This is a genomic window from Aneurinibacillus migulanus (assembly GCF_001274715.1).
Lineage (GTDB): Bacteria > Bacillota > Bacilli > Aneurinibacillales > Aneurinibacillaceae > Aneurinibacillus > Aneurinibacillus migulanus.
On record NZ_LGUG01000004.1, the window covers coordinates 933,874 to 959,868 of the forward strand.

Consider the following 25,995-nt stretch of genomic DNA (forward strand, 5'->3'; position numbering starts at 1 on the left):
AAATACAAATGCTATGTATGAGCGGAAGTGAATGGGATGGAAAGAATAACAAAAACAAACTGGTTGTATTTCATGATTATCATGCTGCTTTCCTTACTGCTCATTTTTCTTCTTGGAAAAGTAAGCGTGTTTTTCCTCGGGATTATCGAGATTGTGAAGAAAGTGCTAACACCGTTCTTTTTTGCATTAATTATCGCGTATCTTCTAAATCCGGTTGTAACCTTTTTGACGAAGCGCCATTTTCCACGCGGTTTAGCAGTATTTCTTATCTATACGCTTTTCTTTCTATTCCTGCTGTTTCTTATCATAAATGCCGGTCCGGTGTTATTGCGAGAATACAAAGAGCTCTCAGCCAAATTTCCTGATCTGGTTAGTACATATCGCAATTGGATTGGACAGATTCGAATTCAGCAGGCGCAGACTCCATTCTCGTTGCATGGGGGGCTGACCACGGGAATTCAGCGAATGGAAATCATGATGACTAACTATGTAAATGCTCTGTTCACCGGAATGGATGATTGGATGGAGAGAATTCTGTTGGTGTTGCTTATTCCGTTTATCGTGTTTTATATGCTTAAAGATATGAAGCCGATGCAAAAAGGAGCGCTCCTGCTAGTGCCTGGTAAGCATCGGCCTACAGTTCGACGCATGCTGCATGATATCGACGTGGCGCTCGGCCATTATGTGCGCGGTCAGCTTATCGTATGTGTAGTTGTTTTTGTTCTGGCCTATGTTGGCTATTTTTTCATCGGGCTGCCGTATGCAATCGTGTTTGCTGTATTTATTGCGATAACGAATGTTATTCCATATATCGGTCCGGTATTCGGTGCTGCGCCCGCTATTTTGTTTGCGCTGACCGTTTCATGGAAGATGGCACTATATGCCTTGATTATCAATGCAATCATTCAGGTGCTTGAGAGCAATATCGTATCACCGTTCATTGTTGGTAAGTCCTTGCATATGCATCCGTTGCTCATTATTGTGTCCGTTATGATCGGCGGAGAGATTGCTGGAGTTACAGGATTAATTCTTGCCGTGCCGATTATGGCGAGTCTAAAAGTGGTGGTGCAGCACATCATTATTCATACGGTACGAAAAACGGAATGGCAGGATGAGGGTTAATTGACAGCAAAGATGGTAAATCTGTATAATAAATAGTACTGCAAACAATTTCATTATGAGTAATTCGTTGAAGGAATAAGTAGGCGGAAGTCCTTGTACAGAGAGAAGATTCCTTGGTTGAGAGAATCTTTACGAGAAGAGTTGCTGAACGCTACTCCTGAGAGCAGGATAGTCAGAACCCTGCCGGGCACCTATTAGCCCGTTATCCGTAAAACAAGGCGATCCGTATATTTTTCTACGGATAAGCAGGGTGGTACCGCGTGAGAAGATAAGCTCTCGTCCCTGAATGAATAGATTCCGGGATCGGGAGTTTTTTTGATAGATAAGAAAGTATATGTAACCAAGGGTGTTGATTATCCAGTATCATCCAGAGTGGATAGCCACCACACCGTGCCCCAAACGGGCGTCGGTTCGTCTCCCGCACGGAAACGTAGAGGGCTGCTTTTTGTCTGGCCGGAGACAATCGATCAGGAAGGGAGACGAAAGGCCTTGTTTGTGTCCCGTTGTGGAGGTTTTTTCCTCTCGGAACAATCAACAGGTTTCATTTATTATATCGTAAAGCATGGAGGGGTAAGCTGAAATGAAACATATGTCAGCCGCTGAAATTCGCCAGAAATTCTTGGACTTCTTTGTCAGCAAAGGCCACAGAGTCGAACCAAGTGCACCGTTAATTCCAATTGACGACGCTTCACTACTCTGGATTAATAGCGGAGTTGCCACGCTGAAGAAATATTTTGACGGACGTGTTATTCCGGAAAATCCGCGTATCACCAACTCACAGAAGTCGATTCGTACGAACGATATCGAGAACGTCGGGAAGACGGCTCGCCATCATACATTCTTCGAGATGCTTGGAAATTTTTCTATCGGTGATTATTTTAAGGAAGAGGCAATCGTATGGGCGTGGGAATTTCTGACGAGCCCGGAATGGATTGGATTCGATCCGGAGAAGCTATCCATTACTATCCATCCGGAAGATGATGAGGCATATGAGATCTGGAATAAAAAAGTCGGCGTTCCAGACGAACGTATTGTACGTTTGGAAGGTAATTTTTGGGATATCGGAGAGGGCCCATGCGGACCGAACAGCGAGATTTTCTATGATCGTGGAGAGAAGTATGGCAATGATCCGAGCGACCTGGAATTGTATCCAGGAGGAGAGAACGAACGTTACCTCGAAATCTGGAACCTGGTGTTCTCGCAATATAACCATAATCCGGACGGTTCGTACACGCCGCTTCCGAAGAAAAACATCGATACCGGTATGGGATTAGAACGCATGGCTTCTGTTATCCAGGATGTCGAAAATAACTTCGAGACAGACTTGTTATTCCCTATTATTGAGTCGACCTGTGATATCGCAGGCATAAAATATGGTGAATCACAGGAGAAAGACGTGGCACTTAAAGTGATCGCGGACCATTCCCGTACGGTTGTGTTCGCTATTGGTGATGGTGCGCTTCCGTCTAATGAAGGCCGTGGATACGTAATTCGACGCCTGTTGCGTCGCGCAGTTCGCTACGGGAAAGTGCTCGGTGTTGATAAATCTTTTCTCTATACACTGACCCCGATTGTCGGTGAAATCATGAAGGCATACTATCCAGAGGTGTTAGAGAAGCGAGACTTTATCGAGCGTGTCATTAAAAACGAAGAAGAAAGATTCCACGAAACACTGAACGAAGGTCTGCATATTCTCGAACAAATGGTACAAGCAGCCAAGCAAGCCGGGCAAACCCAAATTAGTGGACCGGAAGCATTCAAGCTGTACGATACGTATGGATTTCCGTTCGACTTGACCGAAGACTTCGCTGCGGAGCAAGGGATGACAGTAGACAGGGAAGGTTTCGACACGGCGATGGAAGAACAGCGCGCCCGCGCCCGTGCAGCCCGTCATGATGAGGACAGCATGCAGGTACAGGGTGGTGCACTTGGTGATATTAAGGTCAAGAGTGAATTCGTTGGGTATAAAGAACTTGCGACTAGTGCTCGTGTTGTCGCTATTGTGCATGAAAAAGAGTCCGTTGATATGGCAGGAGCGGGCACAGAATGCCAGGTTATTCTGGATCGTACGCCGTTCTATGCCGAGTCAGGCGGTCAAGTAGCTGATAAAGGGGTGATTAGCGCTGGACAAATGCAAGCGAAGGTGCAGGATACCCAGAAAGGGCCGAATGGCCAGAATGTGCATACAATTCTAATCGAGAGCGGCACATTAAAGGTGGGGGACATGGTCGAAGCAGTCGTGGACCGCGCATCTCGTGCCGACGTTATTAAGAATCATACAGCTACGCATTTGCTGCATCAGGCATTGAAAGATGTGTTGGGTACCCATGTCAACCAGGCAGGTTCACTTGTTGCGCCGGATCGCCTCCGTTTTGACTTCTCCCACTTTGGCGCAGTAACTGCGAATGAGCTGGAAGAAATTGAAAGGAAAGTAAATGAACAAGTTTGGCGCAATATTGAAGTTGATATTACGCACAAATCATTATCAGAAGCAAAAGCTATGGGTGCGATGGCGCTTTTCGGAGAGAAATACGGCGATGAAGTGCGAGTCGTGCAAGTGGGTGACTACAGTCTCGAATTGTGCGGTGGATGCCATGTAAACAATACGGCAGAAATCGGCTTGTTCAAAATTCTGAGCGAAGCAGGCATCGGAGCTGGTACGCGCCGCATTGAAGCAGCAACCGGACGTATGGCGTATGAGTACTTAAACGAACAGCTTCACACGTTAAAATCAGTAGCAGATGAACTGAAAACAACCATCACTAACGTACCGCAACGCATTGAGACGTTGAAAGGCGAGATGAAGGGGCTGGAACGTGAGAATGAATCGCTGCGTGCCAAACTGAGTAATCTGGAAGCTTCCTCGCTGACCGAACAAGTAGAAGAAGTAAAAGGCGTGAAGGTACTAACAGCCAAAGTGAATGGTGTCGATATGGATAATCTACGCAATATGGTAGATGATTTGAAAACGAAGCTCGGTTCTGGCATTGTTGTGCTTGGTTCTGTGAAGGACGACAAAGTTAACATTGTTGCCGGAGTAACCGCCGATCTTGTTCAACAGGGACTTCATGCGGGTAAAGCAGTAAAAGAAGTAGCCGTACGTTGTGGTGGTGGTGGCGGTGGCCGTCCGGACATGGCTCAGGCGGGCGGAAAAAATCCAGCACAACTGGCGGAAGCACTTGAATTCGTGAAGAGCTGGGTAAACGAGCAAATTTAGTGGAAATGTAAAAAAGGGAATTCAACAGTTTGGGGCGAATATGAAAAGGAAGAAGATCCTTTGAAAGAGGTGCTAGGCAGTGAGTTCCATGGATCATACCATGAAGTTTAATTTTAAGCAGGACGAAGTGGAAGTGGAAGCTCGGGAGGTCCTGCTGCAGGTGTATGATGCGCTCGAAGAGAAAGGATATAATCCGATTAACCAAATCGTCGGTTATTTAATCTCCGGAGATCCAGCCTATATCCCGCGCCATAACAATGCGCGTACGCTTATCCGAAAATTAGAGCGTGACGAATTAATCGAGGAGCTTGTTCGTTCATATCTTCGCTCAAATCGATAGCACCACCAAGAATTCCTAACGAATGGGCAGCTCTCTTCTCCATGTGAGAAGAAGGGCGTGCCATTCGGACATGATTAGGAGAGAATGTATGCGTAAAATGGGACTCGATGTTGGGGATAAGACCATTGGCGTCGCAATTAGCGACGAACTGGGCTGGACAGCGCAAGGAATTGAAACCATCCGTAGAGAAGGAAAGAAAAAAGACTATATTCGCATCGAAGAGCTCATAAAACAGTACGATGTAGGGGAAATTATTGTCGGGCTCCCTAAAAACATGAACGGTACGATCGGACCTCGGGGCGAACTGTGCCAGGCGTTTGCAGACTATCTGCATAATCGTTCGCGTCTTCCCGTCAAACTATGGGATGAACGCCTAACGACGATGGCGGCGGAGAAGATGCTCGTTTCCGCTGACGTCAGTCGCAAGAAAAGAAAGCAAGTCATTGATAAAATGGCAGCGGTAATTATACTACAAAATTACTTGGATGCCCAAAAATAGGAGGTTACTCGTATGGACTTGGAAAAAATGGGGATTGAAGTTGGCGAATATATTACGATTACGGATGAAGAATCAGGACAGGAATACGAATATCTGGTGATGTACATCTTCGAAATTGAAGATCGCACATATCTCTGCCTGGTGCCTGCGGAACAGGAAGATCAGGAGGAATACGAAGTGGAATTCCTCCGCTATGAAGGTACAGATATGCTGCAGCCAATCGAAGACGAGCAAGAATGGGAGCAGGTAGAAGCTACATTCGAAACATTGATGAACGAACTGGACAAAGAGGAGAGCTAATTTTTGGAGTTTTGGACAGGTTCGGCGTCGGAAGTACGCCATCTGCGAGATTCCTGGGGAAATCAGGTGGAATGGTACGACGCCCGGCTTGCGCGAGCAGAGCGCTATGAGGTTATGACCGAAATAGACGTGGCCGGACAGACATACGCAGTACTTACTTCTGCTGATACTGCTGATCCGCATCCGTATCTGTTCAGGTATTCTTTAACGGAAGGTGCCCCTTTACTTGTTCCGATTGAAGCGGAAGAGGAATGGGATCAGGCTGCGGATGCGTTTGTGACATGGCTGGATACGCATCATACTTAAAAGTCTGCATTGTATGTAAATAGAAGCCATCGAGACATTTTCGGTGGCTTCTTTGTCATGCAATGAATCGATAAAAAGATGTACTGATGTATATAGAAAAGAAATGGAAGTCAGACAACTGATCCCCACGTGTTTTGTCGAATGTTGTATAATAAATCGGTGGAAACAGGCAGAGAAAAAGGAGAGTAGGGTATCAATGAGAAAGATAATGAAGATTGCGTTTGGCATTTTGCTTCTGTTTGCCCTTGGGGTAGGCGGCGGCGCGTATTATATTTGGAATGGATTGCAGCCGGTAGCAGCTGAGAAAGGCCAGAAAAAAATCGTGGAAATTCCACCCAGTTCATCCTTAAACAAAATCGGAAATATTCTGGAAGATAACAAGCTGATTAAGGATGCCCGACTCTTTTCCCTCTACGCTAAGATAAACGGAAAAGGAACCGATATTAAAGCAGGCAAATACCAATTGACCACGGGCCAATCGATTGATGAACTTCTTAAGAAGATGTCGGATGGTGACGTTTACAAAGACACCATTACAGTAACAATTCCAGAAGGATATACAGTAGAGCAAATTGCCGCCCGGCTGGAGCAAAAAGGATTGGGAAAAAAGGATACGTTCCTTAAAGAAGTTAATAGCGGCGTATTTCCGCAAGAGATTGTAAAAAGCATTCCGGCGGACAAACGCATTAAGTATAGATTGGAAGGTTATCTTTTTCCCGATACGTATGAATTTAAAAAAGGAACGACCGAGCATCAGATCATCGAGCGGATGCTGGAGCGCTTTGAAGATGTATGGAAAACCGAGTGGGACGGTCAGTTGAAACAGCACAACTTGACAAGGCATCAGGCGGTGACACTGGCATCAATTGTTGAGCGTGAGGTACGCTCTGACGATGAGCGCTCGAAAGTGGCTGGCGTATATTTCAATCGGCTTGCTCAGCAAATGCCGCTCCAGGCTGACGCTACGGTGCAGTATTTGTTCGGTAAACAGAAAGAACGGGTTATGCACAGCGATTTGAAGCAGGATAGCCCCTATAACACATACAAAGTAAAAGGACTCCCGCCGGGACCGATTGCAAGCCCGGGCGAAGCAGCGCTGCAGGCAGTTACCAAAGCGGACAAGCATAAGTTCCTCTTCTATGTAACGAAAAAGGATGGAACCGGTCAGCATTATTTCGCGGCGACATATCAGGAGCACTTGAAGAACATTGATAAGAGCAAAACGAATGAAAAATAGATTTTGCAAGGTGGATATGCTATCATAGAGAAGTTTATCCCATTCTTAATGGGCAGTACTCCTCACTGATGGAAGGTTCACTTTATGAAAAAATAACGAGGTGTAAATGGGATGATAACCTCAGACCCTATTGTACGGTATATGGAATCACTTGTTGCACCGCGCAATCAGCTGCTTACTAGGATGGAACGAGAAGCTGAAGCGGAGCATATTCCGATTATCCAGCTTCCGAGCATTCAATTGCTCCATGTGCTGTTGAAGATGCATAAGCCGAAACGGATTTTGGAAGTAGGTATGGCCATCGGATATTCGACGATTTGGCTGGCACAGGCAGCACCGGACGCACACATTACGTCGATAGAAATTTCCGAAGAAATGGTCGGACGTGCACGGCGTAATTTTACAGAAGCGGGCTTGGATGACCGGATTACTGTGCTTCATCAGGATGCGCGAGAAGGATTATCAGGTGAGCATGCTTTTGATTGTATCTTTTTAGACGCAGCCAAAGGACAATATCAGGTATTCTTCGACAAATTTGCGCCGTATCTGGTAGAAGGCGGACTCCTGATATGTGATAATGTCTTTTTTCGGGGCATGGTCGCCGAAGAAGAAGTGCCGAAAAATAAGCGCGGCATGATCAAGAAGCTGCGAGCATTTAACCAATTTTTAGCCGAACATCCGGCGTTTGAAACATCATTCATCTCTATTGGAGACGGACTGGCTTTATGTATAAAACGGAGGGAAATAATGTGAGAAAACCGGAATTGCTCTGTACGGCCGCCAATCTGGATGAGCTTGTAAGAGTTATCGAAGCTGGCGCGGACGCGGTCAGCATCGGACACGAACGGTATGGCTTGCGAGTAGCGGGCAACTTTGATGTCGAGGACATTCGCAGGGCGACGGAAGCTGCGCATACGCGTGGAGCAAAAGTGTATGTGTCTGTTAATGCGCTGTTCCATAATGAGGATTTGGAAGGGTTGCCCGAATATTTGAAGATGCTCGAAGAAATCGGAGTGGATGCTATCGTATTCGGTGATACAGCTGTCGTGATGATTGCACGTCAAATCGGGCTAACTGTGCCATTGCATTGGAATGCTGAAGTGCTGACAACCAATTATGAGACAATGAACTATTGGGGTAGAAAAGGGGCAACGCGCGCATTCGTTGCCCGTGAGTTAAACATGGATGCGATCGTGGAAATAAAGGAAAATGCAGAAGTTGAGATTCAGGTGCAGGTACATGGAATCACATGCATTTTCCATTCGCGTCGCGATCTGGTGACCAATTACGAGAAATTCATGGGTCAGGAGTCGAGGCCGGCTAGCATGGACCGTAAGCTGTTCATCACAGAAGAGAAACGGGACGATTTACAATATCCGATTTTTGAAGACCGGAATGGGACGCATATCATGAGTGCAGAGGATATTTGTATTCTAGAATATCTCGACGAATTAATGGATGCGGAAATCGACAGCTTCAAAATCGAAGGCATTATGAAGGATACCGACTATAATGTAAAAGTAGTATCAGCCTATCGCCGTGCAATTGATGCATATGTGAAAGGGCCAGAAGCGTTTCGTAACAGTGTCAATAGTCTTATGGAAGAGATTCGCGACATTCAGCCGTCACATCGTGAGTTAACGACAGGATTCTTCTTTAAAGAGCAAGTTTATTAATGAGGTGATTCATCATGACGGAGATAAACGTCATTTCCGATAAAAAAATTATGACTCCCCGTGGCCCCATTCTTCAGAAGCCGGAAGTGCTAGCACCAGCTGGAAATCTGGAGAAGCTTAAGTTTGCGGTGCGTTACGGTGCGGATGCCGTCTACATTGGAGGGCAAAGCCTTGGCCTGCGTGCCAATGCGGATAACTTTTCCTTTGATGAGATGAAGGAAGCAACAGATTTTGCCCATGCGCACGGCTCTAAAGTGTTCGTGGCGACCAACATTATTGCGCATAATGAAGACTTGCATCAGGTGGACGATTTCATGCGTAGCTTACAGCGTGCTGGTATTGATGCCATTATTGTCGCTGACCCTGCGTTGATCGAGAGAACGAAACAAGCTGCCCCAGACATGGAACTTCACTTAAGCACCCAGGCGTCTACAACGAATTGGCAGACGGTACAGTTCTGGAAAGAAGAAGGCGTCAGTCGTGTGGTGCTAGCCCGTGAAGTATCGGTACAGGAAATCCGTGATATTAAAAAACATGTGGACATTGAGATTGAAGCGTTTGTGCATGGTGCTATGTGTATTTCTTATTCTGGCCGCTGTGTATTGTCTAACCATTTCACTGCACGTGACTCGAATCGCGGCGGTTGTTCACAGTCCTGTCGCTGGCAGTATGATATGTTTGAAGAACTCCCGCAGGAATCAGGGCAGATTGGCAAGACACCGCTTCCGATGTTTGGCGAGCAGGACCCACAGTTTACAATGAGCTCGAAAGATATGTGTATGCTTGGATTCCTGCCGGATATGATTGAGGCAGGCGTAGATAGTTTTAAAATCGAGGGTCGCATGAAAAGCATTCATTATGTGGCGACAGTAACAAATCAATACCGCCGTGCAGTAGATGCATATTTTGCTGACCCGGACCAATACAAGCTAAATCCGGAGTGGATGGAGGAGATTCGCAAAGCGTCTCATCGTTCGCTTACGACAGGCTTTTTTTATGGAACACCTACAGAGCAGGATCAATTGTATGGTGAGAATGAAGATATGCCACAATATGATTTTGCTGGTCTTGTATTGGACTATGATGCAAAGACGGGCATTGCTACAATGCAGCAGCGTAATAAATTCAGCGTCGGAGATACCGTAGAGTTCTTCGGTCCAACGATGGAGCGCTTTACGCAGACAGTGACGGAGATTTGGAACGAAAAAGATGAAAGCATCACATCTGCACCTCATGCGATGCAGACGGTGAAAGTGCGGATGGATCGTCCGGTTGCCAAGCATGATATGATGCGTAAGGAGAAGAAGTAATCGATGACAGCTCCGATTATCATTGGTGTAGCAGGGGGCACCGGCTCAGGCAAGACTACAGTGGCACGGGAGATTTACCGTCAGTTTGAAGATATGAGCGTTGTGATGATTGAACAGGATGCTTATTATAAAAAACAGTCCCATCTGACGTTCGAAGAACGCATAAAAACGAATTACGATCATCCGCTTGCCTTTGACAATGATTTGTTAATTGAGCAGTTGGAATGTTTGCGTCGTCGTGAGCCGGTGGCAAAGCCGGTATATGATTATAAGCTGCATACCCGTTCTACAGAAACAGTGTGGATAGAGCCAAAGGACGTCATTATTCTTGAAGGAATCCTCATCCTTGAGGATGAACGTCTGCGTTCTATGATGGATATTAAAGTGTTCGTAGATACGGATGCTGATGTACGAATTATTCGCCGTATGCTGCGCGATATTGCGGAGCGAGGGCGTACGATGGAATCGGTGGTGCAGCAATATTTGCAGGTAGTACGGCCGATGCACATGCAGTTTATCGAACCAACCAAGCGCTATGCCGATATTATTGTGCCGGAAGGCGGTCAGAATCGGGTCGCTATCGATTTGCTGACGACGAAAATTAATACTGTGTTACAGTCGCTGTAAGGTAAACGCCGGTTCCTCATCTTGGACCGGCGTTTTTGCGTATTGTTTAAGCCTCTTTATATGCGGCAAGACTGAATAGATAGTCTTACCGTAACGGAAAGGGGCTTATACCATGCCATTGAATCGTAAGAAGCGGCGAATGTTTATTGTCCTGGTGATATTTACGTTTTTATATACAGGAATCATTACGAGACTGGGGTGGATTCAGGTCATCGGTACCCATTCGTTCTCACCGCACAATGTAGATCTTGTAGAAAGAGCGGTAGCGCAGAGACGGGAGAAATTAGTGCTTGATACAGGTCGTGGCATGATTTACGACCGTAAAGGTGTTCCGTTGACTGGAGAAGAACAGACAGGCCTGGCTGTTTTTCCGCTTGTTCGCTATTCACTTGACGAAAACGAAAAAATCGGTAAACTAGGGCACATATTAGGTATAACAGAAGAGGAAACGCGCTTGTTTCTTCTAAGTGTCAAGCATGCTGGATTTTGGCAAGATAGGAACGGAAAAATCGTTCCGTTACATGAAGATCAGGCGCGCCAAATTCGGGAATTAAATATTGCCGGTATCGTACCTTTACCGGTAACGACACGTTATCCGAAGGATGGAGTGGCCCACCATGTGATTGGTTATATCGGGCAGAACGCTAAACTTATTCAGGATAAATATCAGGAAGATTTGGAAGCCGGGGTGCTGCGTACAACGAGCAAAGTTGGAGTAGCTGGGTTGGAGCGAGCGTTTCAGCCGTTTTTGGCCGGAGTGGGCGAGAAGTCTGTTTCTTATTTTGTCGATGGACGCGGAAATCCACTTAATGGACTTGACGTACGGCTGAATGAAACAGAGAATTCCTTTTATCCGCTTACCCTGGTTTCCACGATAGATGCCGGGATACAGAAGCAGCTTGAGGCAGCATTTGACGCATCATCTGTAGACAAAGGCGCCGCTGTCGTACTGGATATAAAGACACGTGATGTGCTGGCTATGGTATCACGGCCGGACTTTGACCCGTCGAAGCTGAATACGTCGCCTGATACATGGAAAAACCGTGCGGTTAAGCAGGCAATTCCCGGCTCCGTTTTTAAAATCGTAGTGGCAGTCGCAGCGCTTGAGGAAGGAATTGTTAAACCGGAAGACCATTTTATGTGCCATGGGAAGCTGGGTAAGTACGGCTTTTCCTGCTGGAAAAAAGAAGGTCATGGTGATATAACGTTTGAACAGGCGTTTGAACAGTCTTGCAATATTACGTTCGCTGAAATCGCCAAAAAAGTCGGTCCAGAGAAATTGCAGCTATACGCTAAAAAAATGGGATTGAATCAGCAGATTGGATGGGAAAAGCTGCCCTTCTATAAGCTGGGCAAGTTTCAGCAGATTGACGGAGAGGATAAAGGGCGCGTATTTGCCCACGATATGCCGAATGGTGATGAAGGGATTCTAATTCAGACCAGTATCGGACAGCGTGATGTTCAACTAACACCGTTACAGGCTGCCAATATGGCTGCCATCATTGCCGATGACGGCAAGAAACAAAAAGTGCGTGTCGTTCAGTCGATTAATTATCGAAACGGGACAACGTTTTATCGTTTCGAAGACCGGCCGCTGGACGGAGCGGACATTTCTCCGGCGACGGCCCGTATGCTACGCTCCTTTATGGAGGGTGTGGTTGATCACGGAACGGCTATCATGCTGAAGGGATTACCGTGGCAGGTAGCCGGAAAGAGTGGAACCGCACAGACCGTTGTCCAGGGAGAAGCGAGAAACAATCAATGGTTCGTGGGCTTTGCTCCACGGGAGAATCCTCGTTACGCGATTGCTGTGCTGGCCGAAGAGCAACCAACCTCGGGCGTGAACCAGGCGACTAAACTGTTCGGTTCATTCATAACTGATCTCGCACAGGAAGAGAAAGTGGAATCGACGGTAAACTACGAAGGAGAGAGATAGAAGTTCTTGTCCGTCGATTATTCCATATATGTATATAGAGGGGAACAAAGAGGAGTGAAAAGGGTTTTGTATCAGGTTCTAAATAGATTGCGACCGACCAGTGGCATTGGAGGGGTCCTTATGATCGGATTCATCCTTGCGTCCTTGCTGGTTTTCGCGTCTGCCATGATTATCGATGAAGTGCTCGAGCAGGAGATAGACTGGTTTGACAAAGCGGTGTATGACATGTTTCATCGCCTGCATAGCGATTCATTTACCGTTGACGTGATTTTTCTTACCCATATGGGTTCAGCAATTCGAGTCATCCCTATCTTCGCTGTCGCGCTTGGCGTGCTGATATGGCATAGGCAACGAATTGAAGCGTTCATGCTTACATTGGCGCTCGGCGGTGGCGGTTTGTTGAATTACATTCTAAAGATGTTGTTCCGCCGCGAACGACCTGATATAGAGCATCTCGTTTCGGTGAACGGATATAGTTTTCCGAGTGGTCATGCAATGGTGTCATTTATTTTTTACGGCATGCTTGGCTATCTGGCATGGTATTACCTTAGAAACTATCCGATCGGTCGCTGGATAACTCCAGCGTTTCTCGTCGTGTTTTCTGTCTCCATTGGGTGCAGCCGTATTTATTTGGGTGTACATTACGCAAGTGACGTAATCGCCGGGTTTACAATTGGCGGTGTCTGGTTAACTGCATGCATTCTCGGCCTGCATCTGCTACACTGGTATGTCGATAAGCAGAAGAAAGTGATAGAATAAACCTCATTTAGCCCATCGCCTGTGACAAATGCGTGAAAGATGCTAAGATGTGATATTTTACCGTGATTTTTGCTATAATGGTGGATGATGGCTAAAGCAAGTACATAGTGAAAGCACCGATAAGGAGTTGACGAATCGTGAGTGAAGCAGTAAGTACGCTCGAGGGCTGGTTTGCCCTGCATGATTTCCGTTCCGTTGATTGGACCGCATGGACAAGCGCACCGGAAGCGGAGCGCCAGGAAGCGTTGGAAGAGCTGCATGCGTTTATGCGCAAATGGTCGGACGTAGAAGCCGGCAAGCAAGGCAGCAGCACGATTTTTACCGTCGTTGGACATAAGGCTGATATCGCATTCATGCATTTGCGTCCTACGCTCGAAGAACTGGAAGCAGTTGAAGCAGAATTCAATAAGACACTGTTCGCAATGTATACGATCCAGAACTATTCATATGTATCTGTCGTCGAGTTAAGCAGCTACATATCACAGGCGGAGAATCCGGAAGAAGATCCTGCGATTCAGGTACGATTGAAGCCGGCTCTTCCGAAGACGAAGCATGTGTGCTTCTATCCGATGAATAAGAAGCGCGAAGGCAATGACAACTGGTATATGCTGTCGATGGAAGAGCGCCGTGGCATGATGCGTAGCCATGGCATGATTGGTCGCAGCTATGCGGGCCGTGTGACTCAGATTATCACGGGTTCCGTTGGCTTTGACGATTGGGAATGGGGCGTTACGCTATTTGCTGACGACCCGATTGTATTCAAGAAGCTTGTATACGAGATGCGCTTTGACGAAGCGAGCGCACGTTTCGGCGAGTTCGGAACATTCATTGTCGGTAACCGCATGACAGAAGAACGATTGGCCGAATATTTTTCCGTATAAGATATATTGACTTCATACAAAAGAGGAGCCAGCTGAGGCTCCTCTTTGTTTTTCTATTTTATTGATAGATAAGGTATTTCTTGCGCTCTTCTTTAAACTTGTTGAGCTGTGGAGCATATTTGGCCTCGATTTGCTGCGGACTGAGTCCTTGGGAAAGGTAGAGTCCGATTTTATTCGTGCCCATAATTTTGTCGAACATAACAATTGTTTTTCCGCTTTTCGGCACTTTAAACTTATTCAAAGAATGAGCGTACGTGAGTGCATAAATACCGGTTTTAGCTGGATTGAATGTGCGGTAGTCAGTGATTTTCAGACGTACTCCGCCAGCGGAACCCCGCTTCTCCGCAATAAACGTAACACCCGGAAGTTTCGCATTATTCATCAGCGTGGCATATTTTTTGGAATCGATACCTTTGCCACCGATCCATTTAAACGCGTCAGCCTGAAAAATACCTGTGCCTTCACCAAGGCCTGTAGCATTATAGCCAAATACAGACTGCAAATCCGGCATCACTGGAGAGCTTTGTACCCAGCGTAGACCCGTATCCTGATAAATCATATTTCGCGTATAACCTTCCATTGGCACTACTTGCAGATTTGCGCCGATTTTGCGATTGAAGAACTGTCCGAGTTCCCCTGCGGTCATACCGTGTGTCATTGGAAGATTGTCTACACCGACAAACGTTTTGAACTTATCCTCAAGCACAGGCCCGTCCACAATAAGTCCACCCAGAGGATTTGGTCTGTCCAGCACGACAATTGTCTTGTTATTTTGTTTTGCGGCTACCATACAATAGTTAAGTGTGGATATATATGTATAGGAGCGTGCACCGATATCCTGTAGATCAAACAAGAGGACATCAACATTAGCCAACATTTTGGCGGACGGCATTCTCGTACTTCCGTACAAACTGTAGATAGGAATCTTAAGCGTCGGATGCGTAGTGGATTCTACATACGCTCCGGCTTTTGCCTTGCCGTCAATTCCATGTTCCGGGCTGTACAGTGCGGTCAGTGTAGCATTCGGATATTCAGCCAGCACTGAAATGGTGCTTTTCCCCTGGCTATTGACGCCTGTCTGATTGGTAATAAGACCAACGCGTTTTCCGTCAATAAGATGTGCATACTTCTCTAACAGCACTTCATTGCCCAATTTGAAATCATTCGCTTTTGCTTGAACCTGCGGCATGGAGATGCCGATTGTCAGGAGAAGCGTAAGCATGAGCAGCAAAATTTTCTTCATTCTCTTCTCTCCCTTGATGTGGCAAACAAAACAGATGGATATTCATTCAAGATGTCTGTCTCGTTTTTCCATGTATTTCTTATATAATGGACGCGAAAGAAGGGAGATAGTTTCGTGAAAATCGTTCTTTTTTCCATTGGCTTGGTTTCATAACCACAATTTGCACTTGCTGTATATCAATGCCTGGGTATTTTGCTATGAAAACTCCTTGATTCTCCCATTTTTGTGTATACTATATGAATAACATTTGATATTTTTCCTTATGCTTGGTGGTTTGAGGTAGGAAAGTTGGAGAAAGAGGAGGTAGGGTACACCCTACACTTTGACCGAAAGGGACCAGCGATTTTTTCTACCCTCCCACTTCCTTTTCGCTTAATTATACAATGGAGAATCACCTATTTTAGAATAGCGAATCACTTTTGTATAATGATGGTAGGAGGTGAAATGTAGATGTTCCGAGCGTTTAAGACAGAGATTCATCCTACATTAGAGCAAGTAAACAAGATGAATCGAACCATCGGGACGTGTCGTTTTATCTACAATTTGTATCTCGAAAAGAATAAAGAGCAGTATGAGAAAGATAAAACATTTATCACAGCATACGACTTCTCGAAGTGGATGAACAACGAATTTTCTGTTCAGGAAGAGTACACGTGGATAAAAGAAGTGTCATCCAAAGCAGTCAAGCAAGCGATGATGGGCGCAGAAAAAGCGTTCAAACGGTTCTTTAAAGGGCTTTCCAAATACCCGCGATTTAAGAAGAAAAAGAATCAAGATGTAAAGGCGTATTTTCCTAAGAACAACAAAACAGACTGGAAAGTAGAACGGCATCGAGATTGATGTCGGTGTAAAGGACTTTGTTATCTCAAGTGATGGGCAAGTATTTGGGAATATCAACAAAACTTCCGCAATTAGACACACGGAAAAGCGACTAAAACGTGCGCAACGTGCGCTATCAAGAAAATATAAGCAACGAAAGAGAGGTGAAGGACCTGTCACTTATGTCGGAAGTAACATGCGCAAAGCTGTGTTGAGAGTACAGAAGTTGCAAATGCGACTTGCTAACATGCGCTTGGCATACCGTTCCTATGTGGTAAGTATGTTGGTGAAAACCAAACCAGCATTTATCACGTTAGAGAAATTGAACATAAAAGGAATGGTTAGGAACAGACATGTAGCGAAAGCAGTTTCAAGTCAGGGGTTTTATGATTTCAAACAGAAACTCCTATCTGCATGCAAGAAATATGGGATTGAGGTGCGAGAAGTCAGTACGTTTTATCCATCGTCCAAACTGTGTAGTTGCTGTGGATATAAGAAAGTGCAACTTTCTTTGAATGAACGCATTTTTATCTGCGAAAACTGTGGACTGGAGATAGAACGTGACCTAAATGCATCCCTGAACTTGAAACGAGCAAAAGAATACACCTTCTTAACCTAACTAAGTGGTGTATGTGTACCGATGGCTAGTCGGGAATTTACGCCTGTGGATTGTCAAACAAACCGTAGTAGCGGGAATGCGGCGAGGCGGGACAGGATGAAGCAGGAAAACTCTTAACATGGATGTTTGTCTATGTTTTAAGTGGCAGGCGATAAATATGGATGCCTTATCAACTACTCGTTCGAATACAGACCCGCTTTCTTTGATGGAGATGTCATCAGATGCGGAACGCCTAGATATATCTAAGCTACCTGAGGAGGATCAAAAACGGATACGTGAGCTTGCCAGGCAGATCGAGGTTAAAGATAGCGGCGCGGTACTACAGTACGGCGTAGGTTTGCAGGGGGAAATCTCCCGCTTTTCTGATTCGGTGCTTGATCATGTGCGTGCCAAGGATAGCGGCGAGGTCGGACAAGCCCTTACAGAATTGATGCTCAAGGTTAAAGAGGTCGATACGGATACGTTATCAGGTAAAAAGGGCAGTTTTCTATCAAAAATACCGGTGCTTGGTTCATTTGTGAAATCCGGACAAAAGTTTGTGGCGCAATACGAAAAATTGGGTACACAAATCGAGACGATTACAAGACAATTGGATAAGGCAAATGCCCAACTGCTTAAAGACATATCATTAATGGACGCACTGTATGAAAAAAACAGGGAATTCGTACACCAGATTGATTTATATATTGCAGCCGGGCAATTGAAGCTAGAAGAGCTGGAACGCGAAGTGATGCCGGAACTGAAGCGGAAGGCGGAGACGTCGCAGGACCCGGCCGATGTTCAGGAATTGAACGACATGGGACAATTAATCAACCGGCTGGAGAAAAAAATTCATGACCTTGTGCTGACCCGCACTGTGACAATTCAATCTGCACCACAAATTCGGCTTGTGCAAAACAATAATCAGGTACTCGTAGAAAAAATTCAGTCTTCCATTCTTACGACAGTGCCGTTATGGAAGAATCAGCTCGTTATCGCTATCGGCTTGCACCGCCAGAAGCAAGCACTGCAAGTGCAGAAACAGGTGGCAGATACGACGAACGAGCTGCTGTTGAAGAACTCGGAGCTTTTGAAGACGAATTCCATCGGCATTGCCAAGGAGAATGAGCGAGGCATTGTGGATGTCGGTACGTTGAAGAAAACTCAGGCAAATCTATTGGAAACATTGGAGGAAACCTTGACCATTCAACAGCAGGGTCGTGAGAAACGTAAGCTTGCTGAAGCTGAAATCGATAAGATGCAGCATGAGCTGAAGGAGAAGCTGACCGCACTTGCCATGCAGCGTCAAAACCGCTAACAGAAACATATATAATCACACCTGTTGATTATTCATAGATTAGGAAAAATAAGATGCACACGCGCCATTCTTTTCTATCCATCTATGGATAGCAAGGGTGTTGATTGTTCCGAGAGGGAAAGACCACCACAGCGGGACACAAACAAGGCCTTTCGTCTCTCTTCCTGAGCGGTTGCCCTGGCCAGGCGAAAGAGGACAGCAACTGTCTCCCTCTTCGCGTCTACCCAGATGCTTTGCTGTCCCGCCTGGCGGGGGCAAAAAGCGGCCTACTATGCTTCCATGCGAGAGACGAACCGACGCCCGTTTGGGGCACGGTGTGGTGGCTATTCACTCTGAGCGTACTGGATAATCAACACCCTTAGTATACAACATAAGAAGCAGCAGGGGAGGAGCATGAATATGAGGTGCTTCTCCTTTTTGTATGGAATGCTATTTAATAGCCGTGATTCGAATACGCCAGTAATCCGCTACCCAGATTCCTTGCCGATAAAGAGAAGGGCGACATTTCTCGATAACCTCATCCCATGCGCTCTCCTTCTCTTTTGGAGAAAAATCGGCAAAGAAATTGTTACTAAAGCAGTGAAGCCAGTTTTTCAGACCTTCTTCTCCATCCGTCAGCGTAGTTGGACGGGCAAAGTGGATCGCCTGGGCTACATGAAAGCCTTCTTGTTCCAGTAGTGTCGCATATTCTCCGATGCTAGGAAAGTACCAGGGATTTCTTTCTCTGATGGATGAAACGCCACGGGCGGCCAGTGTTTCTTCAGTTGCACTGACAATTGTCTGCACATTGCCTTTGCCCCCGAATTCGGCGACAAAGCGTCCACCTTCGCGCAATGCCTTCCGGACGGAGCGTATAACTTGCTTAGGCCGCTTCATCCAGTGCAGCGCCGCATTGGAGAAGACAGCATCATAAGGGGCAGATGTATGAAATGATTCACCATCTGCAACCTGGAAGGATAGATGGGGGAACTTTTGTTTTGCCGTCTCAATCATAGATGAAGATAAGTCCATTCCCAGGACAAATGCTCCGCTGGCGGAGATTTCGTTGGCTAATTCGCCAGTCCCACACCCTAAATCCATAATACGTTCGCCTGGTTGAGGTTTGAGCCATTCGATTACACCCTTGCCAAGTGTGGAAACATAATCGATTTTGCTATCGTAAAAGCTGCCGTTCCACTTATCGTCCATCTTTTCTTTCTCCATGTTGTCCCCTCCTGAATTCGTTATAATCCATTTTTATCACTGTAATTGTAATAAGTAAAATATATTGTTTTTATTTTATTTATAGGTTTTACTTATATAGATGCTACCCTGACAAATGAAAAAATGCGAACTTTCTTTTTTCTTGCGTAATGAAGAAGAGGCTGTGACTGTTTAACCGGGAAACGTAGCGGAGTAAGCATAGGGTTTTCGCTTGGTAATAAGGAAGTGACAGGAACCTTCGGGCTCCGATTACAGCTAATGGATGCGTTGTATCCAGGCTAAAGAAAAAGACGCCTGGTATGCCATTATGCACTATATACGTTCGGACGTTAATCTCAGGGAAGCGGCTTGTACCGGGAATGTAGGATAAGCCCCGAAATCGAATATGGCTCATATTAAATGGCACGATACCCACCCAAGCAAGCCCGTCAATCGTATCAACGGTAAGCGGTGACGGTATGAATTCCCGGATATAGGCTACGGTGACTGGCCAGTGAGCGAACAACAGGTGGTGCCAGGTCTGGGTCATTACCCACGGTTTGGCCGAAGGTAGAAGCGGAGGGTGCGAAGTTGCCTGTAAAATATTCATGATGTTTCCTTTTTTTGCTTATGCTTTTCCCGCTTTATCCGGAAAGAAAACATGCTGAAAAGAGAAAGAACCGTTTTACTTCTCTATATTTCGGGTAATATAAAAACAGACAACCCATCCCCATGACAGTCGCTCTTTTACCCCAGGGCGGCTATTTTTTTATGGATGGAAAAGGGTATGGCTTTGTAATACCCCGGATACTTTTATTTACTAACTATCTGCTTCAGTTGGCCGTAGCTCATCGGGCCGATTCTTTTCTCTACAATCACTCCATGCTCGTCTATTAGGTAACTTGTAGGAACAGTGTATGCCTGAAAAAGAGAAGCTACATCACCGTTCTTGTCCAACGGTACAATAAAGGAAAGATTGTATTTTTCTATGAACGAGGAAACCGCCGTTTGACTTGTTTCCGTTTGGGTTAGATTGACTGCCACAATTTCAATACCAGCATCTTTATACTTCGTATAAAACTTCTGCATATCAGGCATTTCTGCGCGACAGGGCGGACACCAGGTTGCCCAGAAGTTCAGAAGGATTTTCTTCCCACGAAGTTCAGATAGCGAAATGGATTTTCCCTCTAGCGTTGTCAGCGTAAAGTCCGGCGCTGTATTCTTTTCGACAAGACCGACGGTGCGAGAGTCCAGGGTGCCCTCTGCAAAAGGAGTGGGGGCAAGCGCTTTGTCGTATGCTCCAAAACCGATTAGTCCGACTAATATAGCCATAGCTGTAAACGTCTTTAAGCGTTCGGCGTATTGATCGGGAGAAGACGCACGTCTGAAAATGGTATCCAACCAGACAAACAGGATAAAAGAGGCTGCCGAATATAAAAGATGAACCGCGATATTCTTTCCTGTGTAGAACGCCAATAGTGCTTGATAAACAGAGAAAGAAATAAGGAGTAGAACGAAAAGAGCGTAAACATAATCGCTATACTCTGTTTTTGTTTTTCTTGCACGGTAGAACACATACAGAAACGCCACGAGAGCAGCCAGCCACATTCCTTGCTGTCCCCCGTTAAAATATAGAAGGCCGCTTGGATTGGAAATAAGCATGGAGGGTTCAAACAATACGATGCTGAATTTCCAGACGAAAATTGCAAGGATAGCTGCGTTTAGAAATGAATCCACGATTTTTTTATGACCATGATCCGGTTTGCGTAGACGGAAATACATGACGGTAATAGCCAGACTGCCGGAGACAAATAAAAGTATCCAGGATATTTTTATTAAAAGTGGACCCAGTTGCAAAGCTTCCATTTGTGCTTGGCTCCTTTTCTTAATCGTTAGTACCAATTTTGGTATATACCTCTATGGGTAAGAGTATATCATGTGTTTCTTTATCGTAAAAGTATGGGTACAGATAAACGATTGTTTACTTTTTTTTCTTTATGATGTATAATGAATATTCCTCCACAAGTTAAAAGACTTTTTTGTTGTAAAGGATACTTTTTCCTTTACGAATCAGTACATTACCTCTTATCGTTTCTTTTCTTATTCTTTAAATCTCTCACGTATAAGTTTGTAGAAAATCGATGATAATAAGTATTGGCTTTTATTTTTGTCAACGCAATTCACACTGGCACGGTCTTCGGAGCCGTAAGGATGGAAGAGAGGTAGGGCTTTCGTCGTTTTGAGGTTCAAAAATTTTGGCATACTCATTTGTATTATTGAGGTTGTGGAAAGAGCGTATGCTTCATGGAGCATAGTGTTCTCAAGTCATCTCTACGTGATCAAAGCAACTTGACAATTTGTTTTGTCTCAATATAGGCTTCTCCTTTCGTTTGTGTAACGAAGTTGCTGAGAGGTCTATTTTGTATGTTTTGGAGGCTATTGATCATTATTCACAGTAGAATTTGGCGGTGGCGAGCGGTACATCCTGTATGCTCTTGTGTCTCGTAGTATAATAAAGTACAACCTCCGTCAGTAGAGGGAGGGGCTTACTGCCCGTTAGACCGGGATAGAACACCCGATAAAACACATCAGGCAGGTGATACAAGATGCAACCAATGAAGCCAGATTACACGCAGGCCATTATCGATGCCTCACATGACGGAGTGATTGCCGTCGACAAAGAAGCAAATATTATGTTCGTTAATCGCAATGCACGTGAAATTCTTGGTCTGCCCGACAACATCGTTGGTAAGAAAATATCAATGTTTATTCCCAATTCTGATATGCTGCGTATTCTATCAACCGGGAAAACGGAAATCGGTGATATTGCCACTATTTTAAATCGGCAGATTCTTATTAATCGGTTGCCGATCGTTATGGATGGACAAATCATGGGCGCGGTTTCCACATTCAAAGAAATTACGGACATTCAAAAGCTTGAAATGCATATTCGAAAAACATTCAATGAAAGTGGATTGGAAGCACGTTACAGGCTGCAAGATATCGTCGGTAGCTCTAAAGTGATGAGTGAAGCGAAGGAGTTAGCCGCTGTTTTTGCGAAGACGGCTGCGACAATTTTGATTACCGGCGAATCTGGTACCGGAAAAGAACTGTTTGCACAGGGGATCCATCTTGCGAGTCCGCGTGCTACAGGTCCTTTTGTCGCAATAAATTGTGCAGCGCTTCCAGGAAATTTGCTGGAAAGCGAATTATTCGGATATGAAGAGGGGGCCTTCACGGGTGCCAGAAGAGGGGGAAAATCAGGACTTTTTGAACAGGCGCATGGAGGAACGCTGTTTCTTGATGAAATTGGCGAAATGTCGTTGCCAATCCAGGCGATGTTGCTGCGGGTGCTGCAAGAGAAAAGGGTGCGGCGTATCGGTGGAGAAAAAATGATCCCGGTGGACGTACGCATTGTCGCCGCTACAAATCGGGATCTTGAAGATTCTATCGAGAATAAACAGTTCCGTTCTGATCTATATTATCGTATTAATGTTTTGACGCTTGAGCTCCCGCCTTTGAGGGATAGACTTGAAGACATTCCTGAACTGCTGAAACACATAGTGAAAGAAACGGGTGAGAAGTCGGACAAGAATATAACCGAGGTAGACGACGTAATTTATACATGGTTTAGGCAGTATGACTGGCCGGGCAATATTCGGGAGCTGCGCAACGTAGTTGAACGAATGGTTCTTTTATGCAGTGACGAACGCCTGGATGAAGAAGACATTTCTTTTTTCTTAAAAAAGTTAATGCAAAAATCTCGCAAACCTGACAAAGAAAGCGCGGAGGAAAGTGAGAAGACAGCGCTTCTGTCGGCGCTACAATATACGAATGGAAACAAGTCAGAAGCCGCTAAATTTTTAGAGATAGATCGGACAACCTTATGGCGCAAACTTAAAAAATACGGACTGGAATAACGTTGCATGTGCAACAACATGTATCATATTTTGCAACATATATGATAAGATAGTTTTACTTCTTCACTTACTTTAAGCTTGTTATTCTGAAAATTTATAATTGGCATTATTATTGCAATATAAAAATGATGAATCAGCTTATAAAGGAGAAGTAGAGATGAAACTTTATTCGGTAGGGGTTATTCCAGGTGACGGAATCGGTCCGGAAGTAATGGAGGAAGGGCTTAAAGCGCTTAAAGCGCTTGAGAAAATCCATGGTGGTGTGTCATTCGATATTCATTCATATAACTGGAACTGTGACTATTATAAGAAAAATGGAAGAATGATGCCGGAGAACGGGCTTGACATTCTGGCTGAGCATGATGTGATTTTGCTTGGTGCCATCGGTGCTCCAGGTGTCCCGGATCATATATCAGTGTGGGAGCTAATTCTTCCGATTCGCCGCCGCTTTCAACAATATGTCAATATGCGTCCGGCCAAATTGTTGCGTGGCATGGTAAGTCCTCTCAGATATAAAGAGCATGCTGATTTGGACTTTGTGATTGTTCGCGAGAATACAGAAGGTGAATATTCCGATATGGGGGGAAGACTTCATCGTGGAACCCCTTATGAAATAGCGGTACAGAATAATGTGTTTACTCGCTTTGGTACGGAGCGGATTATCCGTTATGCATTTTCACTCGCTGAAGAATCGGGCAAAAGTCGGATCATCGGAGCAACCAAATCGAACGGAATCAACCATTCGATGCCGTTCTGGGATGAAATATTCAAGGAAATCGGACAGCGCTATCCGCACATGGAAACGAACCTATATCATATTGATGCATTAGCTGCCTATTTCATCAGTAAACCGGAAACGTTCGATGTCGTTGTCGCGAGCAATTTGTTTGGCGATATTTTAACCGATTTAGGCGCCGCGATTGTCGGAGGGCTCGGCCTTGCCCCTTCCGGTAATATTAACCCGGAGAAAGAATACCCGTCCATGTTTGAGCCCATTCACGGTTCAGCACCGGATATTGCAGGCAAGGGAATTGCCAATCCGATCGCGCAAATATGGAGTATAAGCATGATGATGGATCATCTGGGGCATCGTGACCTTGGCCACTTGCTCCTGGAGACAATTGAAGATGTGCTTGAAGAAGGAAGTGTTCGTACACCGGATATTGGTGGGCGCGCAACTACTTCACAACTCGGAGACGCTATCATCAACAAGATGATAGGGAAAGCGTAGAGGAGGATGTACATATGGAAAACAACATGGCGACGAATACAGACATGTATCCACTGTATATCGGCGGAAAACGTATTGAAACCAACAAAACAATGCCTGTTTTTCATAAATATACGGGTGAACAAATCGCTTCTATCGCCTGGGCGGAACAGTGCCATGTAGAAGAAGCGGTAAGCTGCGCGCTACAAACATTCAAGGATAGTACACTCACTCCATATAAGCGGTATGAAATATTATTGAAAGCTTCATCCATTGCGGAAAAGAGAAGAGAAGAATTGGAGCGCTCGCTGTCCAGGGAGGTAGGTAAACCGCGCAAAGATGCGAAGGGAGAATTGGACCGTGTAATTAACACATTACGGTTGTCCGCAGAGGAAGCAAAACGCATCTCCGGTGAGATGGTTCCCCTTCATGCGACAGAAGGATCGGAGAGTCGTATGGGTTTCGCTATTCGTGTCCCGCGGGGCGTCATCGGTGCCATTACTCCGTTTAATTACCCGCTTTTGCTCAGTACGCATAAGGTTGCTCCGGCTATCGCTGCCGGAAATACCGTTGTGTTAAAGCCGGCTCCCAATACGCCGCTCGCATCCTTTCAATTAGTCGAAATTCTGGAAGAGGCAGGGCTGCCGCAAGGGCATGTCAACATTATTACAGGTGGCGCTGATGCAGGAGAGTGGATGCTTGACGATCCGCGTATTGCTATGTATACGTTTACAGGATCGGAAGCTGTCGGCGCCCGTATTAAGGAGAGAAGCGGGCTACGTCCTGTAACGCTAGAACTTGGCAATAATTCACCGAATATTGTGCACAGTGATGCGGACTTAGAAAAAGCGGCGGAAGCGATCGCAGCAAGGAGCTTCCACAATGCCGGACAGGCATGCATTGCTGTTCAGCGCATCCTCGTACAGAAGGATGTTCTACAGGATTTTACAGATAAATATCTTGCGCATGTTCGACAACTTGTGGTGGGAGATCCGGAAGACATGGCGACAGATGTCGGTCCAATGATCAGCGAGAAGGAAGCGATTCGGGCCGAAGAATGGGTACATGAGGCACTGGGCGAAGGTGCAGAGCTGCTATATGGAGGCAAAAGGGAAGGCGCCATTATGTATCCTACTGTACTCGCAAAGACCGGACCCGAAATGAAGGTGAATTGCCTTGAGGTATTCGCGCCGGTCGTTACCATATCGCCATACGAAACGATTGAAGAAGCATTTATGATAGCGAATGATTCGGCGTACGGACTGCAAGCCGGATTGTTCACTTCAGACTTACACATTGCTATGCAAGGGGTGCGTAAGCTTGAATACGGTGGAGTCATTATTAATGATGTTTCCACATACCGAAACGATGTGATGCCGTACGGAGGTATCAAAAACAGCGGTCTGGGCAAAGAAGGGCCGCGCTATGCGGTAGAAGAAATGACGGAACTGCGAATGGTCGTTCTGAATCTATAATTATGAGTGGAGGCGGATTG

General features: G+C 45.6%; 24 protein-coding genes and 1 pseudogene. 21 read left to right on the forward strand and 4 right to left on the reverse strand.

Annotated features, from left to right (window positions below):
- Positions 1-36: 36 nt before the first annotated feature.
- From AF333_RS06285 to hemQ, 15 genes are all read left to right on the forward strand, one after another.
- Positions 37-1,122 (forward strand): AI-2E family transporter, encoded by a 1,086-nt coding sequence (locus tag AF333_RS06285; RefSeq protein ID WP_043067385.1) that lies wholly within the window; start codon positions 37-39, stop codon positions 1,120-1,122.
- A gap of 315 nt (positions 1,123-1,437) precedes the next feature.
- Positions 1,438-1,701 carry a hypothetical protein gene (locus tag AF333_RS34775; protein WP_152961990.1) on the forward strand — a complete coding sequence of 88 codons (264 nt, stop codon included), beginning with the start codon at positions 1,438-1,440 and terminating at the stop codon, positions 1,699-1,701.
- 1 nt (position 1,702) lies between these two features.
- Complete coding sequence (alaS, locus tag AF333_RS06290; protein WP_043067386.1) at positions 1,703-4,339, forward strand: alanine--tRNA ligase; 2,637 nt, start codon at positions 1,703-1,705, stop codon at positions 4,337-4,339.
- A gap of 79 nt (positions 4,340-4,418) precedes the next feature.
- On the forward strand, positions 4,419-4,679 hold the full coding sequence (locus AF333_RS06295; protein ID WP_040300962.1) for an IreB family regulatory phosphoprotein: 261 nt from the start codon (positions 4,419-4,421) through the stop codon (positions 4,677-4,679).
- Between the two features lie 88 nt (positions 4,680-4,767).
- Positions 4,768-5,178 carry a Holliday junction resolvase RuvX gene (gene ruvX / locus AF333_RS06300; RefSeq protein ID WP_043067387.1) on the forward strand — a complete coding sequence of 137 codons (411 nt, stop codon included), beginning with the start codon at positions 4,768-4,770 and terminating at the stop codon, positions 5,176-5,178.
- A 12-nt stretch (positions 5,179-5,190) separates the two neighbouring features.
- Positions 5,191-5,478: a DUF1292 domain-containing protein gene (locus tag AF333_RS06305; RefSeq protein WP_021618840.1), complete on the forward strand. Its 288-nt coding sequence runs from the start codon at positions 5,191-5,193 to the stop codon at positions 5,476-5,478.
- Between the two features lie 3 nt (positions 5,479-5,481).
- The gene (locus AF333_RS06310; RefSeq protein WP_043067388.1) at positions 5,482-5,784 is read left to right on the forward strand and encodes a DUF1292 domain-containing protein; all 303 of its coding nucleotides are present in this window, start codon (positions 5,482-5,484) and stop codon (positions 5,782-5,784) included.
- A 196-nt stretch (positions 5,785-5,980) separates the two neighbouring features.
- Positions 5,981-7,021, forward strand: a complete 1,041-nt coding sequence (gene mltG, locus AF333_RS06315; RefSeq protein WP_235356686.1) for an endolytic transglycosylase MltG — start codon at positions 5,981-5,983, stop codon at positions 7,019-7,021.
- 111 nt (positions 7,022-7,132) lie between these two features.
- The gene (locus AF333_RS06320; protein ID WP_043067389.1) at positions 7,133-7,774 is read left to right on the forward strand and encodes an O-methyltransferase; all 642 of its coding nucleotides are present in this window, start codon (positions 7,133-7,135) and stop codon (positions 7,772-7,774) included.
- The gene (locus AF333_RS06325; protein ID WP_043067477.1) at positions 7,771-8,697 is read left to right on the forward strand and encodes a peptidase U32 family protein; all 927 of its coding nucleotides are present in this window, start codon (positions 7,771-7,773) and stop codon (positions 8,695-8,697) included. Before AF333_RS06320 ends, AF333_RS06325 begins: the two co-directional genes overlap by 4 nt.
- A 14-nt stretch (positions 8,698-8,711) precedes the next feature.
- Positions 8,712-10,007: a peptidase U32 family protein gene (locus AF333_RS06330; RefSeq protein WP_407638631.1), complete on the forward strand. Its 1,296-nt coding sequence runs from the start codon at positions 8,712-8,714 to the stop codon at positions 10,005-10,007.
- A gap of 3 nt (positions 10,008-10,010) precedes the next feature.
- Positions 10,011-10,634, forward strand: a complete 624-nt coding sequence (gene udk / locus AF333_RS06335; protein WP_043067390.1) for a uridine kinase — start codon at positions 10,011-10,013, stop codon at positions 10,632-10,634.
- 112 nt (positions 10,635-10,746) lie between these two features.
- Complete coding sequence (locus AF333_RS06340; protein ID WP_043067391.1) at positions 10,747-12,570, forward strand: peptidoglycan D,D-transpeptidase FtsI family protein; 1,824 nt, start codon at positions 10,747-10,749, stop codon at positions 12,568-12,570.
- A gap of 120 nt (positions 12,571-12,690) precedes the next feature.
- A complete protein-coding gene (locus AF333_RS06345; protein ID WP_043067392.1) occupies positions 12,691-13,329 on the forward strand; it encodes a phosphatase PAP2 family protein in 639 nt (212 codons plus the stop codon).
- A gap of 137 nt (positions 13,330-13,466) precedes the next feature.
- The gene (hemQ, locus tag AF333_RS06350) at positions 13,467-14,210 is read left to right on the forward strand and encodes a hydrogen peroxide-dependent heme synthase (protein WP_043067393.1); all 744 of its coding nucleotides are present in this window, start codon (positions 13,467-13,469) and stop codon (positions 14,208-14,210) included.
- A 58-nt stretch (positions 14,211-14,268) separates the two neighbouring features.
- On the opposite strand, the gene AF333_RS06355 is transcribed toward hemQ, so the two are convergent.
- Positions 14,269-15,453 carry a DUF1343 domain-containing protein gene (locus tag AF333_RS06355; protein ID WP_043067479.1) on the reverse strand — a complete coding sequence of 395 codons (1,185 nt, stop codon included), beginning with the start codon at positions 15,451-15,453 and terminating at the stop codon, positions 14,269-14,271.
- Between the two features lie 450 nt (positions 15,454-15,903).
- Between AF333_RS06355 and AF333_RS06360 the strand changes: the two are divergent.
- From AF333_RS06360 to AF333_RS34780, 3 genes and pseudogenes are all read left to right on the forward strand, one after another.
- Positions 15,904-16,891: pseudogene (locus AF333_RS06360) on the forward strand (RNA-guided endonuclease InsQ/TnpB family protein).
- Positions 16,892-17,009: 118 nt separating this feature from the next.
- Entirely contained in the window at positions 17,010-18,188 is a 1,179-nt protein-coding gene (locus tag AF333_RS06365; protein ID WP_200894947.1) for a toxic anion resistance protein, read from the forward strand.
- Positions 18,189-18,288: 100 nt separating this feature from the next.
- Complete coding sequence (locus AF333_RS34780) at positions 18,289-18,537, forward strand: hypothetical protein (protein ID WP_235496185.1); 249 nt, start codon at positions 18,289-18,291, stop codon at positions 18,535-18,537.
- 80 nt (positions 18,538-18,617) lie between these two features.
- On the opposite strand, the gene AF333_RS06370 is transcribed toward AF333_RS34780, so the two are convergent.
- The 3 genes from AF333_RS06370 to AF333_RS31535 all read right to left on the reverse strand — a co-directional run bounded on the left by AF333_RS06370 (position 18,618) and on the right by AF333_RS31535 (position 21,236).
- On the reverse strand, positions 18,618-19,391 hold the full coding sequence (locus AF333_RS06370) for a class I SAM-dependent methyltransferase (RefSeq protein ID WP_235356687.1): 774 nt from the start codon (positions 19,389-19,391) through the stop codon (positions 18,618-18,620).
- 103 nt (positions 19,392-19,494) lie between these two features.
- Positions 19,495-19,980: a YqjF family protein gene (locus AF333_RS31530; protein ID WP_074714996.1), complete on the reverse strand. Its 486-nt coding sequence runs from the start codon at positions 19,978-19,980 to the stop codon at positions 19,495-19,497.
- 203 nt (positions 19,981-20,183) lie between these two features.
- The gene (locus AF333_RS31535) at positions 20,184-21,236 is read right to left on the reverse strand and encodes a redoxin domain-containing protein (RefSeq protein ID WP_074714999.1); all 1,053 of its coding nucleotides are present in this window, start codon (positions 21,234-21,236) and stop codon (positions 20,184-20,186) included.
- A 749-nt stretch (positions 21,237-21,985) separates the two neighbouring features.
- Here AF333_RS31535 and AF333_RS06380 point away from each other — a divergent pair.
- The 3 genes from AF333_RS06380 (at position 21,986) to AF333_RS06390 (ending at position 25,975) form a co-directional block, all read left to right on the forward strand.
- Positions 21,986-23,290, forward strand: a complete 1,305-nt coding sequence (locus tag AF333_RS06380) for a sigma-54 interaction domain-containing protein (RefSeq protein WP_043067482.1) — start codon at positions 21,986-21,988, stop codon at positions 23,288-23,290.
- 157 nt (positions 23,291-23,447) lie between these two features.
- Positions 23,448-24,521, forward strand: coding sequence for a tartrate dehydrogenase (locus tag AF333_RS06385; RefSeq protein ID WP_043067395.1), 1,074 nt, complete (start codon positions 23,448-23,450; stop codon positions 24,519-24,521).
- Between the two features lie 14 nt (positions 24,522-24,535).
- Positions 24,536-25,975, forward strand: coding sequence for an aldehyde dehydrogenase family protein (locus tag AF333_RS06390; RefSeq protein WP_080787865.1), 1,440 nt, complete (start codon positions 24,536-24,538; stop codon positions 25,973-25,975).
- Positions 25,976-25,995: the final 20 nt, after the last annotated feature.

Bases quoted from the DNA above. Each gene is read 5' to 3' on its own strand.
- mltG (WP_235356686.1), top strand. From the start codon at position 5,981: ATGAGAAAGATAATGAAGATTGCGTTTGGCATTTTGCTTCTGTTTGCC.
- AF333_RS06370 (WP_235356687.1), bottom strand. From the start codon at position 19,391: ATGGAGAAAGAAAAGATGGACGATAAGTGGAACGGCAGCTTTTACGAT.
- AF333_RS06380 (WP_043067482.1), top strand. From the start codon at position 21,986: ATGAAGCCAGATTACACGCAGGCCATTATCGATGCCTCACATGACGGA.
- udk (WP_043067390.1), top strand. From the start codon at position 10,011: ATGACAGCTCCGATTATCATTGGTGTAGCAGGGGGCACCGGCTCAGGC.
- AF333_RS06365 (WP_200894947.1), top strand. From the start codon at position 17,010: ATGGATGTTTGTCTATGTTTTAAGTGGCAGGCGATAAATATGGATGCC.
- AF333_RS06305 (WP_021618840.1), top strand. From the start codon at position 5,191: ATGGACTTGGAAAAAATGGGGATTGAAGTTGGCGAATATATTACGATT.
- AF333_RS06285 (WP_043067385.1), top strand. From the start codon at position 37: ATGGAAAGAATAACAAAAACAAACTGGTTGTATTTCATGATTATCATG.
- AF333_RS06320 (WP_043067389.1), top strand. From the start codon at position 7,133: ATGATAACCTCAGACCCTATTGTACGGTATATGGAATCACTTGTTGCA.
- AF333_RS06340 (WP_043067391.1), top strand. From the start codon at position 10,747: ATGCCATTGAATCGTAAGAAGCGGCGAATGTTTATTGTCCTGGTGATA.
- AF333_RS06345 (WP_043067392.1), top strand. From the start codon at position 12,691: ATGATCGGATTCATCCTTGCGTCCTTGCTGGTTTTCGCGTCTGCCATG.
- AF333_RS06330 (WP_407638631.1), top strand. From the start codon at position 8,712: ATGACGGAGATAAACGTCATTTCCGATAAAAAAATTATGACTCCCCGT.
- AF333_RS06355 (WP_043067479.1), bottom strand. From the start codon at position 15,453: ATGAAGAAAATTTTGCTGCTCATGCTTACGCTTCTCCTGACAATCGGC.
- ruvX (WP_043067387.1), top strand. From the start codon at position 4,768: ATGCGTAAAATGGGACTCGATGTTGGGGATAAGACCATTGGCGTCGCA.
- AF333_RS31535 (WP_074714999.1), bottom strand. From the start codon at position 21,236: ATGGAAGCTTTGCAACTGGGTCCACTTTTAATAAAAATATCCTGGATA.
- AF333_RS06390 (WP_080787865.1), top strand. From the start codon at position 24,536: ATGGAAAACAACATGGCGACGAATACAGACATGTATCCACTGTATATC.
- AF333_RS31530 (WP_074714996.1), bottom strand. From the start codon at position 19,980: ATGAATATTTTACAGGCAACTTCGCACCCTCCGCTTCTACCTTCGGCC.
- alaS (WP_043067386.1), top strand. From the start codon at position 1,703: ATGAAACATATGTCAGCCGCTGAAATTCGCCAGAAATTCTTGGACTTC.
- AF333_RS06385 (WP_043067395.1), top strand. From the start codon at position 23,448: ATGAAACTTTATTCGGTAGGGGTTATTCCAGGTGACGGAATCGGTCCG.